The sequence below is a fragment of the Collinsella sp. AF11-11 genome, assembly GCF_003465485.1.
GTDB lineage: Bacteria > Actinomycetota > Coriobacteriia > Coriobacteriales > Coriobacteriaceae > Collinsella.
The window spans coordinates 1-19347 of the sequence record NZ_QSAS01000003.1 but is presented as its reverse complement, the minus strand read 5'-3'; the positions used below and the strand labels follow the sequence as shown (position 1 = coordinate 19347).

The 19347-nt window shown below is 58.1% G+C and carries 13 protein-coding genes; 1 reads left to right on the top strand and 12 read right to left on the bottom strand.

The window, feature by feature from the left end; all coding sequences use genetic code 11:
* The first annotated feature begins 218 nt into the window (after positions 1–218).
* Entirely contained in the window at positions 219–1820 is a 1602-nt protein-coding gene (locus DWV58_RS02950) for a potassium/proton antiporter (RefSeq protein ID WP_117776137.1), read from the top strand.
* Positions 1821–1834: 14 nt separating this feature from the next.
* Here the strand turns inward: DWV58_RS02950 and DWV58_RS02945 are convergent, their stop codons facing one another.
* The 12 genes from DWV58_RS02945 to DWV58_RS02890 all read right to left on the bottom strand — a co-directional run bounded on the left by DWV58_RS02945 (position 1835) and on the right by DWV58_RS02890 (position 19124).
* Positions 1835–2512: a DUF3800 domain-containing protein gene (locus DWV58_RS02945; RefSeq protein WP_117776136.1), complete on the bottom strand. Its 678-nt coding sequence runs from the start codon at positions 2510–2512 to the stop codon at positions 1835–1837.
* Between the two features lie 155 nt (positions 2513–2667).
* A complete protein-coding gene (locus DWV58_RS02940; protein ID WP_117776135.1) occupies positions 2668–2865 on the bottom strand; it encodes a hypothetical protein in 198 nt (65 codons plus the stop codon).
* Between the two features lie 27 nt (positions 2866–2892).
* Positions 2893–4245, bottom strand: coding sequence for a hypothetical protein (locus tag DWV58_RS02935; protein ID WP_117776134.1), 1353 nt, complete (start codon positions 4243–4245; stop codon positions 2893–2895).
* Between the two features lie 93 nt (positions 4246–4338).
* Entirely contained in the window at positions 4339–6747 is a 2409-nt protein-coding gene (gene brxL / locus DWV58_RS02930) for a protease Lon-related BREX system protein BrxL (protein ID WP_199585971.1), read from the bottom strand.
* A gap of 11 nt (positions 6748–6758) precedes the next feature.
* A complete protein-coding gene (pglZ, locus tag DWV58_RS02920; RefSeq protein ID WP_117583759.1) occupies positions 6759–9467 on the bottom strand; it encodes a BREX-1 system phosphatase PglZ type A in 2709 nt (902 codons plus the stop codon).
* A gap of 23 nt (positions 9468–9490) precedes the next feature.
* Entirely contained in the window at positions 9491–10459 is a 969-nt protein-coding gene (locus tag DWV58_RS02915; protein ID WP_117776132.1) for a hypothetical protein, read from the bottom strand.
* A gap of 176 nt (positions 10460–10635) precedes the next feature.
* Entirely contained in the window at positions 10636–11226 is a 591-nt protein-coding gene (locus DWV58_RS02910; RefSeq protein WP_117776131.1) for a hypothetical protein, read from the bottom strand.
* Positions 11227–11240: 14 nt separating this feature from the next.
* On the bottom strand, positions 11241–11387 hold the full coding sequence (locus tag DWV58_RS09835; protein WP_156333782.1) for a hypothetical protein: 147 nt from the start codon (positions 11385–11387) through the stop codon (positions 11241–11243).
* Positions 11388–11455: 68 nt separating this feature from the next.
* A complete protein-coding gene (pglX, locus tag DWV58_RS02905) occupies positions 11456–13972 on the bottom strand; it encodes a BREX-1 system adenine-specific DNA-methyltransferase PglX (protein WP_117776130.1) in 2517 nt (838 codons plus the stop codon).
* 66 nt (positions 13973–14038) lie between these two features.
* The gene (gene brxC / locus DWV58_RS02900; RefSeq protein ID WP_117776129.1) at positions 14039–17701 is read right to left on the bottom strand and encodes a BREX system P-loop protein BrxC; all 3663 of its coding nucleotides are present in this window, start codon (positions 17699–17701) and stop codon (positions 14039–14041) included.
* Positions 17702–17779: 78 nt separating this feature from the next.
* Positions 17780–18472 carry a DUF1788 domain-containing protein gene (locus DWV58_RS02895; RefSeq protein ID WP_117776128.1) on the bottom strand — a complete coding sequence of 231 codons (693 nt, stop codon included), beginning with the start codon at positions 18470–18472 and terminating at the stop codon, positions 17780–17782.
* Position 18473: 1 nt separating this feature from the next.
* Positions 18474–19124: a DUF1819 family protein gene (locus DWV58_RS02890; protein ID WP_158564509.1), complete on the bottom strand. Its 651-nt coding sequence runs from the start codon at positions 19122–19124 to the stop codon at positions 18474–18476.
* Positions 19125–19347: the final 223 nt, after the last annotated feature.

Below are 19347 nucleotides of genomic sequence, written 5' to 3'. Positions count from 1 at the left end.
CGCCGCAACTAAAACTTCAAGTTGAACTTAAACGTTACCCATTGTACTCCGTTGCAATAAAGCTGGAAAGGGTTTCCAAGCAGAGGCAAAGACGGCAGCCGTCTATGACGATATCGCGCACGCCCGCAATCCAACCCCATAAACCCACCATCTTTGGGTACAAATAACCGCAGACAACTGACCGTGCCACGCCAACCACCCAGGAGCGGACACCATCCATGAACCAGATCCTTCTCTTTATCGGCCTCGTTATTATTCTGTGCCTGACCATCAAGCCCGTCGGCAAAAAACTCCCCTTCCCCACCCTGCTCATCTTTATCGCGCTCGGCATGCTGTTGGGCGTCAACGGCCCGGCTCACATCGACTTTAGCGACTACGCGCTCACCGAAACCGTCTGCAGCACGGCGCTGCTGTTCATCATGTTCTACGGCGGTTTTAACACCAACATCGACCGTGCCAAGCCCGTCGCCGCGCCTGCGGTGCTGCTGAGCACGCTCGGCGTCGTCATCACTGCCGGCATTACCGGCGTGTTCGCGCACTTTGTACTGGGCTTCGACTGGATCGGCGGCCTGCTGCTGGGATCGGTTGTGGCGTCCACCGACGCGGCCAGCGTCTTTAGCGTTCTGCGCGAGCACAGCCTTTCGCTGAGGGGCGGCACCGACTCGCTGCTCGAGGTCGAATCGGGCTCCAACGACCCCGTCGCCTACATGCTCACCGCCGTGCTCGCCACACTCGCAGCCGGCGGCGACATCAACATTCCCACACTGCTGGCCAAGCAGATTATCCTGGGCGTGGGCCTGGGCCTTGCCATCGGCTGGGCGGCGGGCCACCTGATTGAACGCGCACGCGCAACAGCCGAGGGCGCGCAGACCATCTTTTTGTTCGCCGTGGCAATCGTCGCCTACGCGCTGCCGAGCTACCTGGGCGGCAACGGCTTTTTGGCCGTGTACCTGGCCGGCATTGTGCTGGGCGCGAGCGACATCACCGGCAAGGTCGAGCTGGCGCACTTCTTTGACACCCTCACCGAGATGGCCGAGATGACCATCTTCTTTTTGCTGGGCCTACTCGTCACGCCCGCGCGCCTGCCGCAAATGCTGCTACCCGGCCTGGCGCTCATGGCGTTTATGCTCTTCGTGAGCCGCCCCATCGCCGTGGGCCTGCTGCTGGTGCCCTTTAAGACCAACCCTCGCCAGGTTGCGCTCGTAAGCTGGGCGGGTCTGCGCGGCGCGGCTTCGGTCGTATTTAGTCTCTTTGCCGTGGTAACCGGTGTTCCCGGTGGTCACGACCTGTTTGACCTGGTGTTTGTGATTGCCGTGTCAAGCATTGTGGTGCAGGGCTCGCTGCTGCCAGCAGTGGCGAAGAAACTCGATATGATCGACGCGGAAGGCGACGTGCGCCGCACCTTTAACGATTACCGCGACGAGGACGGCATGTCGTTCGTCAAGCTCAAGATGGGAGCTGGACATCCGTTTGCCGGACGTTCGCTCGCCGACATTGGCAGTGCGACGGACATGCTTGTGGTTCTGGTGCTGCGCGACGGCGCGCACCCCGTGCTGCCCAACGGCGATACCGTGATCGAGGAAGGCGACCTTCTGGTTATGGCCGCCCCGACGTTTGAAGAGCGTGCCGAGGTTACGCTGCGCGAGGTCACCGTGACCCCCCACGGTCGCCTGGCCGGCCAGCGCCTGCGCGATGTGCCGCAAGGCAAGCATCCGTTTATTGTGGTGATGCTCAAGCGCGAAGGCCAGACGATCATCCCCGATGGCAACACCCTCATATACGCCGGCGACGAAGCCGTCATCGCCACGCTGGCGTCGTAGCGGCCACAGGGCAGCTAATTTGGGACGGCCTTCTTTCTAACTTCTTTTAGTAAGCCTTTTTTAAACGCAGTACTACCACCAAAAAACTTCTGGTCAGTATTAGTCTGCTTATTTGCCTGATATTTCAGACTCGTGAACTCAATGGTACAGACATAGTCCGCGGCCTGAGCCAAATAGTAATCCGATGAAGTTGTCGGCTTATAGATAACTGCATTTTTAGCCAAAGCGTAATCGATTGCCTTGTGAAGCGCACTCGAAACCGAACCCTGTCCTCCGTCGTAGTAAATCTTTACAGCATCAAACTGCTGAAACCAACTCAAATTGTCGAATATGAAATCGATGATTTCACGCCGCATCGCATCAGCAATCTGTTTAAGAGTTCGGTACCGATGCGTCTTGAATACAAACACCTTGTACGAGATGGGCAAATGTCGAAACATAACTCGAAATAGTGAGAACAGCCTTTTTCTCTCGCTGATGCCCAAGTCCTTGAACTGATCTTTTCCATTCATGAGAGGAGAAGCATGGAACGGAAGAAGCGGCAATCCGCTTTCGGCTACCGCCCTTTCATATTTCTCTATTCCCTCAGCGATGGGAATATCTTGTTCATGAAAAACAAAGGCCACAAGATAGTATCTTTCACGAAGATCATCGCTTCCAGATTCATCAATAAAGATACTCAGCTCTCGCATGGGCAATCCTTAATAAAAAAGCCGGGGAAAACGTCCCCGGCACTTGGAAGCCCTCTCTTAAGAGATGACCACCTAGTTTATACCATGAAGTTGGACGTATGTTCAAGCATGAGTATAAAATACAAACATATGTTCGTCAATAACAAAGATGGCCATCATTCAGCGTCATCGTCGACGGCAAAGTCGCGGAGGTCGAGGCCTTCGCGTTCAGCACGGGTCAGGAGCTCTTGGGGCGACTCATCCTCGATATCCACTACGTCGAGCATAGCGACTGGAAAGCCCACGCCGGCTGCACTCCCCGCACGGTCGAGTAAACTCTCGCGCAGCTGGTCAACATCAACATCGATCTTCATGGTGAAACCCCCTACCGGATCAGGCCCCTACTCAGCAGCGCCGAGCACATTCACGGCTGCAACGAAAGCCGCAACCTGTTTGTCGTCCATCTGCGTGGCCAAGCGCCCCGCGGGCTCGTCATAGGCAAACTGAACCTTATCGATAAAGCAATCCCAAGCGCGCTCATCCACACGCACAGCGGCCTCGCAATACTGGCTGAGCTTTTTGAGTCCATACCAAAACGCATTCACATGGCGCGCAGGATCCTCGTCCAGCACACCATCGTAGCGCCGTCCGTTAAACTCACGCATGCGCGCCACGGCAACCTCGAGCGAGTCGCCGCCGTCGGCCGAAGCCTCGTCCACAAGCTCGGGAATCGCAACTTCGCGCCGAACATTGTGCCTGGTAGCACCGTCGTACTCGCCCACCAACACGTCTTCGTCAAACCGATCATCGTAGTCGAAATAGCTACTGCCGCGGCAAATCCCATGCGGCGAACCGGCACCAAAGGCACAGAACAACCCGCCGTCGGCAACAACGCGCCTATAGGTCTCAAACGACTTCTTTACCTGAGCGAGCAACTCGGAAAGCTCTACGGCATCGCACCCCGTCCCGCACGCAACGCGAGCAGACTCCGGCAACGATACCGGCTCCACCGTGCTCCCTGCAACGCGGGCAGCGCGTTCGGCCCGATACGCTTGGGCTGCCAAGCGCGCTCGCTGCGCAGCACCGCGCACATTAGTAAGCTCGCGCTCCAGCGCCACATCGCCAGCCACATCGCTCGCAAACGCGTCAACACCCTGCGGGCCGGTCGCACTCAGCTCGGACTCAAACGTCGCCGTGATCATGCCGGCAAGGTCCGTTGCGTCGGCGGCACAACGCAGTTGCTCCAACTGCGTGCATAGCAGATTGGCATCCAAGGGTGCGGCATCCACAACGCGCACGTCACTCAGACGCGCCGCGCCCTGCAACACCAAAGCCCCCGCAGCATCGTATGCCGCACGAACCCTGTCCGCCGTATTGGCACGCAGCTTTACCTCGATAAACGCAAGCGTCTGCTCCAAGCGGGCCAACAGCTCGGCCTTGTCCTCCATACGCAAAAAGGCAGCGTAGCGCCGCTCCATCTGCAACGGGCCCACAACGCCTACCTGTTTGCGAGCGCGCGCAAGAGAATCAAATTCAACGCGGCGTACATACCCGTCAACGGCCCGCACGGCAGACTCACGCGCAGCACGCTCGGCAGCCTCGACGCCCCCGATCACGCCCAGCAGCTCGCGGGAGCGCGCCTTGCGCAATAACTCCCCGCGATCGCACTGCTCAAGCGCCGTCTGACGCTTGGCTACCGACTCAAAGCCAAAGAGCTCATCGAGCAGCTCGCTAACAGAACGTTCTTCCGCCATGGCAAGGCCTCCTCACGCGCAGCGCGCCAACATGCCCGCGGGCTCACGTGCGCATCAAACACCTCGCGCACGCAAGCCCGCGCGCTCGCATCCCTATAGATCCAACGCCTTCTTCGCAGCATCAACCGGGTCACCATCCATGTAGAACACCGGACTCAGTCCCGAAATAATCTCGGAGGAAACGCTCTGCAGGCCCGCGATAGCGCTCAGCGGCAAAATCACGCGCTTGGCGCCGGCGTTTTTGGCCACGCGCATAATGTCCTCGAGCCCACGGATCTCGTCCATAGAACCCGACATGCGCAAGATTCCCGGAATCGCCAGCGCGGGCATCACCGGGCGATTGCATGCCGCAGAGCAAAGTCCCACAAACTCGGCGAGCGAAACTTCCTCGGACAGGCCCTTGCTCTGCAGGTCGTTGTAGAACAGCAAATAATCCTTGGAGCCAATGTGCATGCCCGGCGCCACACGGTTCGCCAGGTTCACAAAGTTGTCAAACGCGGCTTCCAGCGTATCGCGCACCGGCTTATTAAAGGCAACGCCCTCGTGCTTAAACTTGCACTCGCCGGCAACGGCCTTGTTCTCCAGCTTGTACACGGCAACCTCGCCGCCCTGCGACCTGCCCACACCAAACACGTGGCCGGACAACAGCGGCCCGTCGGGAATCAGCGTATCCTCGGACTGCTCGGGCACGCGCACCACGTGCACGTCCTGCGGATTGTCGGCATCCATATAGCCCAGGTTGACGTCGATAAACTCGACGCCCGCCATAATCTTGAGCTGTTCCTTTACACGGCGGCGGCCCTCGATGGCGTAGTCCAGCAGCCAGCGAACGTCGTCCTTGTCCATAGCCTCGTCGGGGAACAGCAGCTTGGCCAGGCCGCTAAAGGACTTGCGCACGGCGATCTCGTCACGCTTGTTAAAGTCGCTGTTAAAGCGGAAGTAGCGGTCGATATGATGCGTAAAGTCCTTGCGGCGCATCTCCTTGCAAAACTCCGACAGGCAGTCGGTGATTAAGCCGTAATGCCCGGTCAGCAGGCTCGAACGCATCTTGGGAATCTCCCAGCCCGGCAGGTAATAGTGGATACGGTCGAAGAAGGCCGAATCGTTGTTAAACTCCGGCGGGAACGGATCAAACAGGTGCGTGGTCTTAAGGACGTTTTGCACGGTGTCGTTGATGTTGCCCTCAAAAACCATGGAGGCATCGGCGTTAATCTGGTCGCGGCCGCGCGCGTAGCTGCCACTCGCCATATAGTCCTTCATGATCTGTACGGCGTTGGTGTCCTTAAAGCGCATGCCGGCGACCTCGTCGAACGTCACGCAATCCCAATGACCCACCAAGCCCACGCGATCGGCGCGCATGGAGTTCATACGGCCGAACAGGTTGGCCGTGGTGGTCTGCCCGCCCGAAAGCAAAATGGCGTAGGGCGAAACCTCTTTGTAGATATGGCTCTTGCCGGTGCCGCGAGGACCAAGCTCGCACAGATTGTAGTTGCGCTCGATCAGCGGCACCATGCGCTCGATAAAGTGCAGGCGCTCCTTCTCCGAAAGCTCGCTGGGCTCATAGCCGGCAGAGCGCAGCAGCATGTTGAGCCACTCGTCGCGCGAGAAATACTGACGCTCCTCGATCATGGCGTCCAGGTCCAGGTTGGGCATCTGGATGGGCGTGAGCGACGCCACGCTAAACGGAGAGTCCTCGGGCCCGCGCTTTTTGCGCTTAGCCTTGGAGCGGCGCGGCGCATCGTCGCCAAAGACTTCCATGCCAAACTCGTCTTCCTCTTCCATGGGACGACGATACTCGATGCTCATAATGCACCAAATACCACCCTGGAGAATCTTGGAATAGTCGCGCACGTACTCGGCCGGCATCACAAACGGCTCAATGGTCAGGTTGGCAAACGACGCCACGTAGATGTCTTTGTACTCGTCGAGCTTGGCCGTCACCTTATCGATGATGGTAAAGCGACCCAGCTCGCGAATCTTGGACTTAATGCGCTCGGACTCGTCGGGACGCACGTAGTTATCGGTGAGGATCTTGCGGATGCGCCCCAGGCCCTCCGCCACGGCGTCCTCGTCGTCGGTTGAGCAGTACATGCCCAGCAGGTACTCCAGCACAAAGGTGGGCACGTTGGCGCCGCGCTTCATAAGGGCCGTCAGGTCCTTGCGCACGATCTTGCCGCCAAAGTGCTCGAGCAGCTTACCGTCCAGCACATCCATGTCGTAACCGTCGTCCTCGGGAGCCTCGGCCGCGGCCTGGGCATAGCCATCGGTCGAGGACTCGTCCTCGACGGGCACCTCGGCCTCAGCGGGCGCAGCGGTCTCCGTCGGCTCCGGGACAAGCGTGGAAGCCACGGCCTCCGCAGCAGCCTCAGCCTCCGAGGCAGGCTCGACAGTCTCAGCCTCCGGGGCAGGCACGGCTTCCCCTACAGGCACAGCAGCCTGCACGGGCGCATTCACATCAATCGAGGGAACTTCCCACAGATCGTCGTCATGGCTATCAAACATAGGGCACACTCCTAAAAACCAAAGTCAGCAACAGGGGCAAACGAAACAGCGATGGTGTACGTCTCGCGCCAAACGATCTTGCCCGTCTCGCGCTCGCGGCAGACCAGATAGTACGGACCCTTGGCCGAGAATCCATCCGCTGCATGCAACGCAAACTTGGCATGCACCACGCGCTCCTGCGAGTTAACAGAAGTCTTGTTGGCATGCGCCTTGACCGTATCGCTCACCTCGTTGCCACTTGCATCGGTAAACACCAGCTCGTACTCGCACGGCAAGACCTTACCTTGGGCAGGTTCTTCCTGGATCAAGTTGACCGAGAAGAGCGAGTTGGTCACTCGGCGTCCCTCGCTTAGCACGCGCAGCGTCGCCGCGCGCGTGTCGACAAAGTCCTTGGAACCCGAGCGCGCACGCCAAAAACCGATAACGGGCACGCAGAGCTCCTGCAGGCTCATGCCGCCGTGGACGTAGTTGTTAGTGCCGCCGGGACGCTTGAAGTGCACGTTCTCGCGCGGGGCAAATCCCTCAAAACCGGCACCCAAACGTCCCATGCCAACATTAACAAACACCCCGCATGCCTCTTCCGAAAGCTTGGCCACGGCCTCGTTGGGCACCACCAGATGACGCTTGCCGTGCATGACAGGAGCGTCAAGGAAGGGAAGGTCTGGCTTGCCGAGCATCTGGCACTCGCTGAGCTCCCGACGCGTGTAGATAAAGCCGTGGTCCGCCGTTATAACAACACGCGCGCCCGGGGCGTCGGTGCACACGCGACGCGCCAACGCAGCAAGTTCCTCCACGGTGTCCGCACAGGCATCGAAGACGTCATCCTGCGTAGCGGCCTTCTCGCCCGTAGCATCGATCTTGTTGTGGTAGAGAAAAACGAGCTTGGAGTCCTTGAGCAGTGCCTTGCGCTCGGTTCCCGCCATGTTGAGGTATGCGCTCGAGCGCAAAGCGCGGGCCGTGGGCTCAACGTGGGTAAGTACGGCCTCGCGCTGCGGAGTCGTCGCAGTGGGCATGCCGTCAGCCAACACAAGCGAGCCATCCGCTGCAAGTTCAAGCGCTTGGTGCGGCAGCAGCGCGGGCATGCCCACCTCGGTGATGGAGGGAAAGACCGCCTGCATGCTAGAAACCCTGACGTTGCCGCCGCGCTCGCGCTCGAGAAGCGCCGCGACATCACGGGCCACCTCATAGCGCAGCGCGTCGCTTACGATAACGACCGTCGTTTTGGCAGACCCCACAAAGGTGGGCAGCACATGCCAGTAGAATTCATCCTGCCGTGCAGGGCCATCGATGTAGCCGCAATCGGCCCACTCCCCTTGCGCAGCGGATGTCCAGCAGGCATTGGCATCGGCCAAAAACCAGTTGCTGTAGAGATTCTCCGCCCAGTCCACCACGGCTCGGGCAGGCTCCTCGAGCACATCGCACTCGACAGAGCGCGCCCGCAAATACGCGGTGCACATATGGCGATAGGCAGCATCCATGGAATACCAATCGGACGTATAGGCATCCCACACCTGCTGGGGTTGCGCCAGATGGAACCCGCCCGCGTGTGCCTGCCTAAACGCGCACATATCGGCCACAGCGGCAAGCAAGTCAAAGTAGCTCTCAACACGACGGTACCAGCTTAGGTCGCAACGGCGCGCAGCAAATGTGCGCGCACTCTCAACACGGTCCGCACCCTGAGCAAACGAGCTGAACAACTGTGAGAGCACAGCCTCGTTGACGCACGGGAACACGTCAAGCGAGACCAACGCATCGATTGGCAGGGTCTCGAACCGCGCAAAGAGTCCACGGGCATCCTCTACCAAACGGCAGATCTCAAATAGGTCCTCGCTCGATGCCTGGACATCGGCGGCCTGGTCCCACGTACGCACCGCCTCAAGACAATAGGGGCCGTAGGCGGGAGCCACATAGCTTTCGAGTCCCTTGAGCGCCCCCTCGGGAAGCGCGGTGGATGCCGCCGTAAGGAGCACATGGGATGCAAGCATAAGCAGTGAGTCGCGCTCGTACAGCGGCCCATCAAACCCATAGCAGCGCAGCATAAAGGCAGAGAGGACGTCGCGCAAGCTGTACTTATCCACCAGCGCAGCCAGCGCCTCGGGGCCCTCGTGCAGCAGTGTGGCCATGCAGCCGCGCAGCACAAACGCGGGCCGCGCGTCGCCCGGCTCCTTGCCGCCAAAGATCACCGTAAGGATTCCAAGCTCGATATCGGATGCGCCCGCGACGTGCGGAACGCACGCGGCAAACTTAGCACAGCGGGTCTTGGCATCAAAGAAGGTCTTGTGCTCGCGCAGGCTCTCGCGCACGGCGTCGATATTCTCGATGCCCAGCTGATCAGCTAAAAGCGAAAGATAGTCAGCCTGGAACTGATCGGCATACAGCTCAACATCGGCAAGCCAATCGCCCTCAAGCCTGCCGCGCGGGCAACGGCGATACAGCAAGATATCGTTCGCAAGGTCATCGCGGTTGATGAGCTTCTTGACGGCAAACATGCGGCCCTCGCAGGCCTCAACAAACCGCACCGGACGCTCAAAGTCACCGTGAGCAGGCATTACGCCGGCATCGGCCCCCACGCCGTCGAAACCCTCGGCAGCCAATCGCTCAAACTCAGGAGCAAACTCGCCGTCCGCATCGTGCCAAACCACCACACGGCGCGGCGCGCATGCGGACAACGGCTGCAAAAACCGCAGCTTAAGCTGTTCTTCTACATCGATCTTGGGCATGAATATCCTTACCGTATCTGCATTTACTTGATCTTTGCCAGTACATCCTGAAACTTGGCGTAGTTGACCTTGACGCCGTCATCCAGGTCGATCTTAATCATCTGGTCTGCCAAGTGGTGCAACTTCTCCTCGTAGCCGATGGTCTCTTTAAGCTGGTCATTGAGCTTTTTGACACGCTTATCCAAGCGCACGCGCTCACCACGCTCAGCACTGGCAAGGGCATCGTTGGCATAGCCGATCTGCGAGCGATAGCGCTCCTGCTGCTCATGCACATAGTCGGTTCGGATGCGAGCCAACAGGTCGGGCTGATAGCGATGCATGTAAACAAGGCACTTGAAGCCGTTCTTTTTGCCGCTGTCGAACAGCCAGTAGATGGGGCGCTTCTTGTAGGTCTGACAGTGGTCCTTAAAGAAGTCCTTCAAAAAGTAGGTGCGGATGACCTCACGCGAGGTGCCCTTGCCGCCGAGCACCTCGGCAATAAAGGCCAGGTTCTGCTCGAGCGTCTCCTCGCCGTACACGGTACGCACAAAGTCAATAAAATAGCGCACGATGTCGTCGTCAAAGTACTCGTCATCGGTAATGGGCAACACGTTGTCGCCATCGGGCATAAAGGTCACGTGATCGGGATCGGGCATCTTGGCCAGATAGTCAGAGACCGTGGCGCCCTGGTCGGCCAGGACCAGACCGTCCACGTCCAGCGAATAGCGGCCAAACATGCAGCCCACGGCATAGCTTATGAGCGAGGTGATCTCGTCGCGCTTGGTACGCACGTGTTTGTTGCCCTTATAGCTCTCGGGAATCTCGTCGGCGGTGTCAAAGATGCGCGCCACCGAAACGTACTTGTCCTCGACCTCGATGGGCACTTCGCCCTCCATGTTGTAGATCTTGGCAAAGATTCGGTTGAGCTCTTCCTCGTTAGCGCGAAGTTGCTCAAAGCGAGCATTGACCTCGGCCTTGCGAGCCTCGTATTTATCTTGAAGCAAAGTGGCCATAACTACAGACCTTTCAATTTATCAATACAGTAGAAGTTAGAAAACCCGAGCCCATTCCATCAATCAATAAACACCAAGACTCGTGAGCTGAAAAACAGCGAAAGCCTTCCGATGCTCGACCGATATCTTCAGGACAAGTCTGGCTATCAATAAATCCCATAAGTGAGAGACGACAACTACAATAAAGTCAAAAAAAGATGGGACAGAAAAACGAATGCCATGATTAATGACAGAACAGTCAGGCCAGTTGATATTTTCAATCGCTTCCACATGTTGTTATGTTTCAAAAGGTAAGCCCGATAGGTAATGTTTAGGGAAGAGCAGTAGGACTTAAGCAAGTCCCGTTCCCTAATTTGCCCGCCCTCGTCGCAAGCCTCTTTGTAAGTAGTCGAATACCTATCAAATTGTTCAGAAGGAGATGCGAGTGCAATATTGCTCCTTAAAAATATTGCACTGACAGCTATAACAAGAGCACAGCCAAGAAGACCAAGAAGAATCAAATAGACAAACAGTATTTGCCTCGTTGAAATCCCATAAACTTCCTCAAGACCTTGAATATTTGAAATATAGTCGAGAGGCGCCAGGTACGCAACGGACAGAATCGTGATGGTAACCATGAGGTTATCAACGTAGCGATTTAAGCTATCCCCCCTCTCTTTTTCAAATTCAAGTGAGGAAAGAACAATGTCTCTCAAGTAATCGCTAATCTGCCCCTCCTTGGAGAGAGCGCTTTTATCGACGTCATGTCGCTTGTTCTTTTTGCCCATGAAAGTCACCTTTACTACTTGGTTTTTCGATCAGGTAAACCCGCCGGTTTTTCATAAGTAAATTGCGTTAACCTTGTTATGGGTCCAGGAATCGTGACCGGCTTCTTTGCTCCCGCCCCTTCATCTTTTCTTTTCTTGTCATCTTTCTTTTTTTCAGACATATTTAATTTCAATCCAATCTATCCAATGACGTTCTTTTGTTAAAGATAGGTGAGTCCTAACAAGACAGCTAAATTAAAGGATGACGCTTGAAATCCCAAGAAGTTTCAAACGAGTCATAGTCAGCCTTTGAAATTGAGCGAGAGTCTTCAACGAGTGAACAAACAGTCGGTTCGGCGGCCTTATCTTGGATGATCGGTAACTGACCGATTTGGCCTACCTCAAAGTTTAGAGTCGGCGACATAAACGCCAAATCAATTTCGGCAATGGAACAGTTGCAGAAAGCCTGGATGTATCGAAGCTCGTTCGGCTCCGCAAAAAGACATGCTCCAGCTACCTCAAAAAGCATCCCTCGAGGTGCAAACCTAAAGGAGGCGAGGCTGGAAGAAATTTTAGACCAGGAAACTGCGGGCTTGAAATAGTCGTTCTGGTTCTTGATCACAAAATCAGGTGTAGAGAGATAGGTATACTTGGACAGAATTGCTTCCTTCATCTCCCGACCGTCATCAAACCAATTAACCACCTCATCGTAGTCACCCCACCACTTTCGATAGGAGCCGCCCCGAATAATCGGAAACCAACGGGAACCACTTTGCTTTGCCTCGGGCCTGCCACTGCAATCTCGCGATGTGTTGGAAGGCACCACTTCCCACCATTTCCTCAAAAAGCGGCCATTATCGCTCGTCGCCAAGCCCTGTCGCGGAGTAGCAATGGCATCGAGCCTCTTTCCTTTTGTGAACGATTCAACAAGAGCATCGCTGGCCCAGTAGGCTATGGGAGTGCCGGGGATTTGTTTGAAGGTGTCGGCGTTGCGGCGGTAGAACCAGCCACAGTCGGGGTTTTGGATGGCCTCCAGCGCCTTGGGAGCCTGAACCGCGGGGCCAGTAAAATCGGCAAGACGAACGTATCCGCCTTTATAACCATCGATATGCGAATTGTGATAGGTAAACGTGCAGATGGGCACGGTTGCCCCTGCAAAGCCAGAATACTCGAGCTGAATGAGCGTGGTTAGGGTCTTGTCATCGATAAGCCTATTTCGAAGCTTCTCGTAGCTACCGATAAACATCCAAACAAATGGAGTCATCATTCCGACTTCGCCGTGCTCGCCAGCAAAGTCCATAATGCGCACGATGAACGAAGAGAACAGGTCACTCTTCACGTCGGGATAGTTTCTCTTGACCCACTTGCTCATGAATGGATTAAAGCTGCTGCTGCCCATATACGGAGGATTCGCAACGGTGCAGGTAAAACGACGGGACAGCTTCTCGCAGATGGCGGCAGCGCTTTCGAGCTTAGTTTTGGCCGTAGCGGCAAAATGGTCATCGGAACAACTCGCGGCGGCAGCCTTGAGCTCGTCGATCTCGTCCTCTGAAGGATTGAGCAGCGAACCGATCTCGCCCAAATGGCTCAGCTCCTCGGCGAGCTTCTTGTTGCCCGGGAGCTCGTCCTCTCCCAGCGGGATGCTCGAGAGCACGGTAACGTCGGCGCGCACGGCGCGCTTGAAAAAGCGACGATCGTGCTCGCGGGCGCACATGGCAAGCGCCAGTTCCGCGATCTGCGCTGCACGGGGATCGATCTCCATGCCAGCGAGGTTTTCAGTAAGAATGAGCTCGGGAATTTCGCGCTCACGATAGCCGCGCTCCTCGTACATATGGAAGAGCAATTCGAACGCATAGACCAGGATATGGCCCGAGCCGCATGCGGGGTCACAGAGGGTTATCTCCTCGGGGCTCGAGATGCGTATGAAGTCCTCGTGTCCAGCATCGGGCTCGATGTAATATTCCATGCGCTCGCGCAGCGAACTCCCCGGGTTATTGAGCATCCACAGACGGCCGAGCGAGTTCTCGACCATGTAACGCACGATCCACTCGGGGGTGAAGAGCTGCGTGGCGGGCGCGATGTCCGCCGCCGCTGCCTTGCGCTTGGACTTGAAGAACTCGTCTTTAACGTCAGCGTTGTAGTACTGATACATCCAGCCCAGAACGGTCACGCCCTTGCGCCAGTCCTCGTCAGTGAGGACGGCATTGAGCTTGCCCACCACGCCGTCGGACATCATGAGGCCCTGGGGCAACAGCAGCTCCATGGCTCCGCCCACGCGCTCAAAGACACCCGGCAGGCAATCGGCAAGCTCCTCGCACTGAGCAACAAACAGATAGCGCCACAGCGGTTCATCCAAGCCCGCCATCTTGAGCTCGGCTATGCGATCGGTATCGGCCGTCGCTATCTCTACGTCCAGTGCGTTCTCCACGGCCTCGCTGCCATGGCTGCCGTCCGCACGACTTAGCATGCGCATGCGGCTGGGAAGCCATCCGCGTGCATCCATGAAGCGAATGGCCACGATGCGGTTGAACCAGGTGTAGGCCGCACGGTCGCGCAGCGCCTCGTGACCCACCTCTGCCTGCATGCGCAGCAGTTCGTCGCGTTGCTCAATCTCAGCCGGACTTAGGGGCAGGCCGCTAACGGTCTCGGACCCAACGGGCGCGGGTGCAGGTTCGGTGATGCCGTAGCGCACCATCTGCGCCTCCACGCCTTTGATGAGCTCCGTACGGGCCCAGGTGCAGAAGCTCTTAAGAGCAGAATCGTTCATGGTTGATGAGCCTTTCTAAACGCCATAAGCCACCGGTGCGCGCTTTGGCACCGGTGGCTCCGCGGGTTAGTTGATACGGATCTCGTCGTTTGCAGCGAGCGCCTGCATAAGGCGGGAGCGCAAGTCGTCCACGTAGCGCTCCACATCCTCTGCGGACAAGAGACGACTCGGCTTGGCCAGATCGGCGCGGCGCACAGTCTTGATCTTGCGCTGGGGCTTGGGCGCGGGCACGGGAGCAGACGATGCGGCGCCCTTGTTGGAGACCTTCTTGACCACCTCACCCGTACTCATGACCTCGGTGGTGCGGCGCTCGTTGTCCATACGCACGCGGGCCTCATCCACAGCGTCGTACATCTCGTTGGCCGCCGCACTGAGCCAGTCGCCCCAGTTAGTTGCAACAACGCTCAGTTCGTTGAGACTTTGAGCGCTGTGGGCACGGTTTTTGAACGACTCGTATTTGGTGCCGGCGTCTGCTATGGCATCCTTGGCCTGATTGACAAAGCCCTTTTGACTCTCGGCCTGCGCCCGCAGGTCTTGCAGATCGCTCTCGATGCGACACAAAAACTCATTGCGGCGGATGCCCAGCAGCTTTTTCATGTCATCCTCGACGGGATCCATAAGCGGCTGCAGGTCTTTAATACGGCCGTAGGGCTTGGGATCTTTGAGGATCTCACGCACCTTTGCCACGTTCTCCACCGCGCTGGGAATGTCATCGGAGGCATACTCGATACCCTCGGTGCGGTTCAAGAAATCCCTGGCGTGGTCAAACGCTGTTCGTTGATTGGACTCGACGAACTCAACCACCTTGTCAAAGTCTTCCTTAGCATCGAGCAAGCGCTCCTCATGCTTGGTGAACGTGGTCAAGAACGCCTCGGCCTCGTTCTGGTCCTTAAGGACGTCGGCCACCTCCGAGCGCATCTTCTCGCACTCGTCCTCACCGGGATACGGGTAGGCCGGCTTGATGCCCGTGTAGTAGTCGCGTGCTATGGCGAGGCACGCCTCGCGCAAGCCCTCAAGGCGCTCTTTGAGCTCGGCCACGAGCTTATCCTCGTTGGAGGGCACGGTCTTGAGATCAAACAGGTCACACATGAGTTCGCCCGCGGCGCGTAGCAACCGGTCGCTCATGCGCATGCGCAAGCGCACCTGGGCCTTATCGGCATCCTTGCGCAGGAGCGCCACCATGCGGCTGTCGTTAGCTTGAACCGTCTGACCGCCAAACAGCACCTGCGCGCGCTGCTCCACCACAAGCTGCGCCACCACATTTGCGATGTCGACCTCGCGCCAGCCAAAGGGCCTTTGCTGGTACTGGCGCTGGATATCGCCCATAGCGGTATCCAGGTGGCGCTGGTGCTGCACTTTGAGGTAGTCCTCGACCTCCTTGAGCGCACGCGTGTTACCCGCGTCCATGCCAGCGAGCCCCACTTGAACGTTGCCCGCCAGAGTGGAGCGAATATCGGAATCGCTCGTGACCGGCGCACCGATATAGTCGGCCTTATCAAAGACCACATCGCACAGCTGCGCCAGCACTTGCTCAAAAACCTGAACGGGTTTGGCCGCGCGGACCTCAACCATGCGGCCGTTGACCGCGCAACGTGCATGGAGCACGGCCTCGCTCAAAAGGGTATCGGCCTCTTTCTCGTTATAGGCCGCCTCGCGCATCTTGGACTCGACGATCTGGCGCGTACTCGGCTGAAGCTCCTGGAGATTTCGCGTCTTGGCGTACTTGCGGATCTTGGCGGCGTTGACGAGTGGAGCCCAATAATCCGCCTCGTCACTCAAGGCCACGATGGCTTTGCCCGAAGAAGCCAAGGCCAGCTCGGTATCGTCCGCACGGCCCAGGTCGCTCGCCATAGTCGCCACGTAAAGCTCCATCCCGCCCATGCTGGTACCGTGGATTGAGCCGTCCACATAGCGGTCAAACGGGAAGTCGTTGGCCCCGCGGTTGAGCTTGCGCGCGGTGTAGATGCTGTCGAACAGGCGCTTTTTGATAGACTCGATCACCTGTGCGTTGTCGATCGGGGTGCGTGCGATCTCCTGCGCTATCTCCTGCTCCTCGTCGGTGAGGAAGCTATAGGTATCGCCCTGGCGTGACACGTAGTTCTCGCGCTCCAAACGGGCGAGGGATTCCTTGACGCGGTCCTTGAGGGCGCGCTTGTCCACGTCGAGGCTATCGATCATGAGGATGGAGATGTTCTCGACCGTGGCCTTGACGTAGCCGATGTAACGAATCAGGTACAGGAGCTTGAGCACCTGAACGTCGTAGGGTTCAAGGCCCTCCGCGTTCTCGGCCGCACGGACCGCGCGGTCAACCACCTGGCTGATGCCGTGCTCAAGATCTTTGGAGATAGTGTCGAAGAAGCGCCAGAACGGCACGAGCACACCGGTCTGGTCATGCTGGATGACCTGAGCGCTCTCCTGGAATGCGCTCAGCATGGAGCGCTCGCCCGTGGACATGTGCTTGGCCTTGACACCGTGCTTGCGCACCTCGGTCATCACGTCGGGCAGGAGCTTAAACTGATAGCCCACAAACGGGTAGCTGGCCACAAAATCCTTGGAGTTGGCGTAGCCGGCAAGGTCGGAGCGCGAGCCACCCTCAAAGGTAAAGTTGTTTTTGAGCACGGCGGTGTCTTGCTCGTAGACCCGTGCAAGCATATCGGCCGCCGGCGCGGTCTTCTCGAGCACACGGCGCTGGATGACCTCGTCCACGCTGGAACTGGAAAGCGAAAGGCGGGTATTGAAGCGGCCTTGAATCTTTGAAAAGTCGTTGCCCACGGGCAGACTCAGGTTGTCGATGGCCTCCTGGCTCGTGACCATCACCCACACGCGGCCACCGCAGGCGGCACCCAGCTCCTCGACGATGGTCTGAAGGCTCAGCATAAGGCTTGGGTCCTGGTCGTTTGTAATAAACTGACCCACCTCATCGACCATAAAGAGCAAACGGAAGTTGCCGCCGTGGGCCGCTGCCTGAGCGTCCACATAGTCCTTGACCTTTTTGGCAAAGACATCAGGGGCCAAAACCTCGTCCTCAGAACCCTCGAGCCAGTTCCATGCGGCCTTCTCGCTCATGCCGAGCACGCTCTGCAGCACCTCGACGACGTCGTCCTCAAAGTAGCTGTAGGTATCGCGGGTCTGGAGCCAGGCCTCGCCGTTGACGCGCTCAAAGGCCTCGCGGAACTCCTGGGTCTTGCCCAGGGAATCGATGTAGTCCTCGAGCTTTGCAAGCTTGAGGTCCTCGCCGTAGAAGCCGCGCGCCTCGTAGAACATGCGCTCAAAGCCGCGAAGCAGCGCCGTGGGAGCCGTATCACCCTGCTTCCACTGGCCCGCCTTGCTATCGATGTTAAAGAGGATGGCCTGCGTGGGCACCGAGCACGCGCGCTCCATGGCAGCCGCGACCATGGGGTCGACGATTTTGCCGTCAAAGTAGCGGATGGCGCTCTTACCACCGATCTGGCGATTCTCGAGCAGGTAGCTCAGCATCTTGAGGAAGTGCGATTTACCGGAACCGAAGAAGCCACTGATCCACACGCCGATCTTGTCGGTGGACTCATCGATGGCATCGCCGTAGGCCTTGAAGAACGTGGCAAAGTGCCTCTGCAACTCGCGCGTCACCACGTACTCGTCAAGCTCCTGGCGGATGGACCCATCTTTTGAATCCTGGACCTTGACCACGCCGTTGATGGAGCGGTTGATGTCTTTTACAAAGAGGTCGCGAATGATCGTGTTGTCCATGGGTGCTCCTTTGGGTTTGGGAACGTTATGGCAAAGGGTTGTTACCGGCGACAGGGCCTTATCTGCGGGGAGCCGTGCTTACGAGATATCGATGGCGCGGTAGTAGTTATCGGCAGGCAGACGGTTAAAGAGTTGGAAAGAAGAGCCGTTGAAGCTGCCCGGATAGGCAGCGATCACAGGCACCTCATCAAAATCCGCAAGCATGCAGTGGAGAAGCGTGTGTATGCGAAAGAACGGGAAAACCTCGCCCGCGCCGGTGAGGAGAACGACGTCTCCAGGCGCGTGCGGCTCGGTCTGCTCAAGGATGTACGCGGCGACTTTCTCGGACGAGGCGAACTTGGCCACGTCCTCGAGCACGCGCTGGGTACCGCGGCGCTCCTCTTGGCGTGGGATGGCCTTAAGGACACGGCGCTTTTCGAGAATTGCCAGCACGGCGTCGTAGAGGTTCACGACCTTGAGCGTGCACGGAAGCTTGTCGGCCTCGGCATCGCGTGAAAGGGCGTCAAATAATGCACGCGCCTCAAACTCCAGCGCGGGGTCATAGCAAAAGGTGTGGAAGCCGATCTCATTGCCTATGCCCTTGTTGGCCAAAAAGTCCTCGCTGCACAGGCACTCGCGCAGAAGCTGCGCGCGGCGCTCAAATTCCCGACGAGAGTGCTCGGAGCGGGCATACGCCGCCACGACGCTCTTGCGGGAATGGATGCCGATATTGGTGGTGAGATCAGTCGCTGGGGTGATAGCAGGGTCGGCGGCGCTGTTGACGGAAGCCACGCTACATCACCGCCCTGCCGGTAAGGGCCGCGATAAGCGGCTGCTCGCCCAGCTGGACCAGGCCCTGCTCGACCTCGGGGTCGAGAAAGAGCGGGGACAGGCGTTCGGACTCCGGGCCCTGACCCTCGCCTATAAGGCCGGCGTGGCGGAGCGTCTGGCGCAGCGAGCCCTTAATGCGCTTGACCGTGGCCTCGGTCCAGCGGGCCGCGTCCGGATACTCCGTGGTAAAGCGCGTCATAAAGGCGTTGAGGTCAGCCGCCGTGAAGGCATAGTCGAAGTTTTGCAGGCGCTCCCCTACCTCGACGAGCACGAGCTCGCGCACGATGTCGTAGCGGCAGATCATGCTGTAAAAGATGGCCTGGTCCGCCTGCGCGGGAGTACCAGATGCCATAAGGCCGGTTAGGGATAACGCAGCCTCGGCGGCAGTATTGGGGTCGATGCCGCGCGCGGCGCACGCGGCGTCCGTGGGCACCATGGCGTCGAGGCGGCGAAGGCACACGGCTGCGCGGTTGGCAACCATGCGCTCCGTAGGATATTGAAAGAGGTTATCGCTCTTTACGCGTACAATGACCTGTTCGTCGCTTGCGCCCTGCGTACGCAGGCCAGCGACGATGCGCATCTCATACGGGAGGAATTGCTCGCGGGTGAGCACCCCCCCCCCCGAACGCTTTTTGTGGTTACATCCACAGTGCACGCTCCAAGGGTGTCAGAGGCTGTCACGAATGCGCCGCAGCCCGGCAGGCAGGCGCGGCGCACGTGTCATTAATCATACCAGTTGGTAAAAAAGTTACCACGCCCAGCGTGTCAAATGTTGAGCAACAAAATTAAACCTTGATTGGCAACTTCATCCGAACACTTCCCACATTCATCCGCAC

What these genes read in the sequence shown, in the direction of transcription:
- DWV58_RS02950 (WP_117776137.1), top strand. Translation starts at nt 219, where the DNA reads ATGAACCAGATCCTTCTCTTTATCGGCCTCGTTATTATTCTGTGCCTG.
- DWV58_RS02945 (WP_117776136.1), bottom strand. Translation starts at nt 2,512, where the DNA reads ATGCGAGAGCTGAGTATCTTTATTGATGAATCTGGAAGCGATGATCTT.
- DWV58_RS02940 (WP_117776135.1), bottom strand. Translation starts at nt 2,865, where the DNA reads ATGAAGATCGATGTTGATGTTGACCAGCTGCGCGAGAGTTTACTCGAC.
- DWV58_RS02935 (WP_117776134.1), bottom strand. Translation starts at nt 4,245, where the DNA reads ATGGCGGAAGAACGTTCTGTTAGCGAGCTGCTCGATGAGCTCTTTGGC.
- brxL (WP_199585971.1), bottom strand. Translation starts at nt 6,747, where the DNA reads ATGTTTGATAGCCATGACGACGATCTGTGGGAAGTTCCCTCGATTGAT.
- pglZ (WP_117583759.1), bottom strand. Translation starts at nt 9,467, where the DNA reads ATGCCCAAGATCGATGTAGAAGAACAGCTTAAGCTGCGGTTTTTGCAG.
- DWV58_RS02915 (WP_117776132.1), bottom strand. Translation starts at nt 10,459, where the DNA reads ATGGCCACTTTGCTTCAAGATAAATACGAGGCTCGCAAGGCCGAGGTC.
- DWV58_RS02910 (WP_117776131.1), bottom strand. Translation starts at nt 11,226, where the DNA reads ATGGGCAAAAAGAACAAGCGACATGACGTCGATAAAAGCGCTCTCTCC.
- DWV58_RS09835 (WP_156333782.1), bottom strand. Translation starts at nt 11,387, where the DNA reads ATGTCTGAAAAAAAGAAAGATGACAAGAAAAGAAAAGATGAAGGGGCG.
- pglX (WP_117776130.1), bottom strand. Translation starts at nt 13,972, where the DNA reads ATGAACGATTCTGCTCTTAAGAGCTTCTGCACCTGGGCCCGTACGGAG.
- brxC (WP_117776129.1), bottom strand. Translation starts at nt 17,701, where the DNA reads ATGGACAACACGATCATTCGCGACCTCTTTGTAAAAGACATCAACCGC.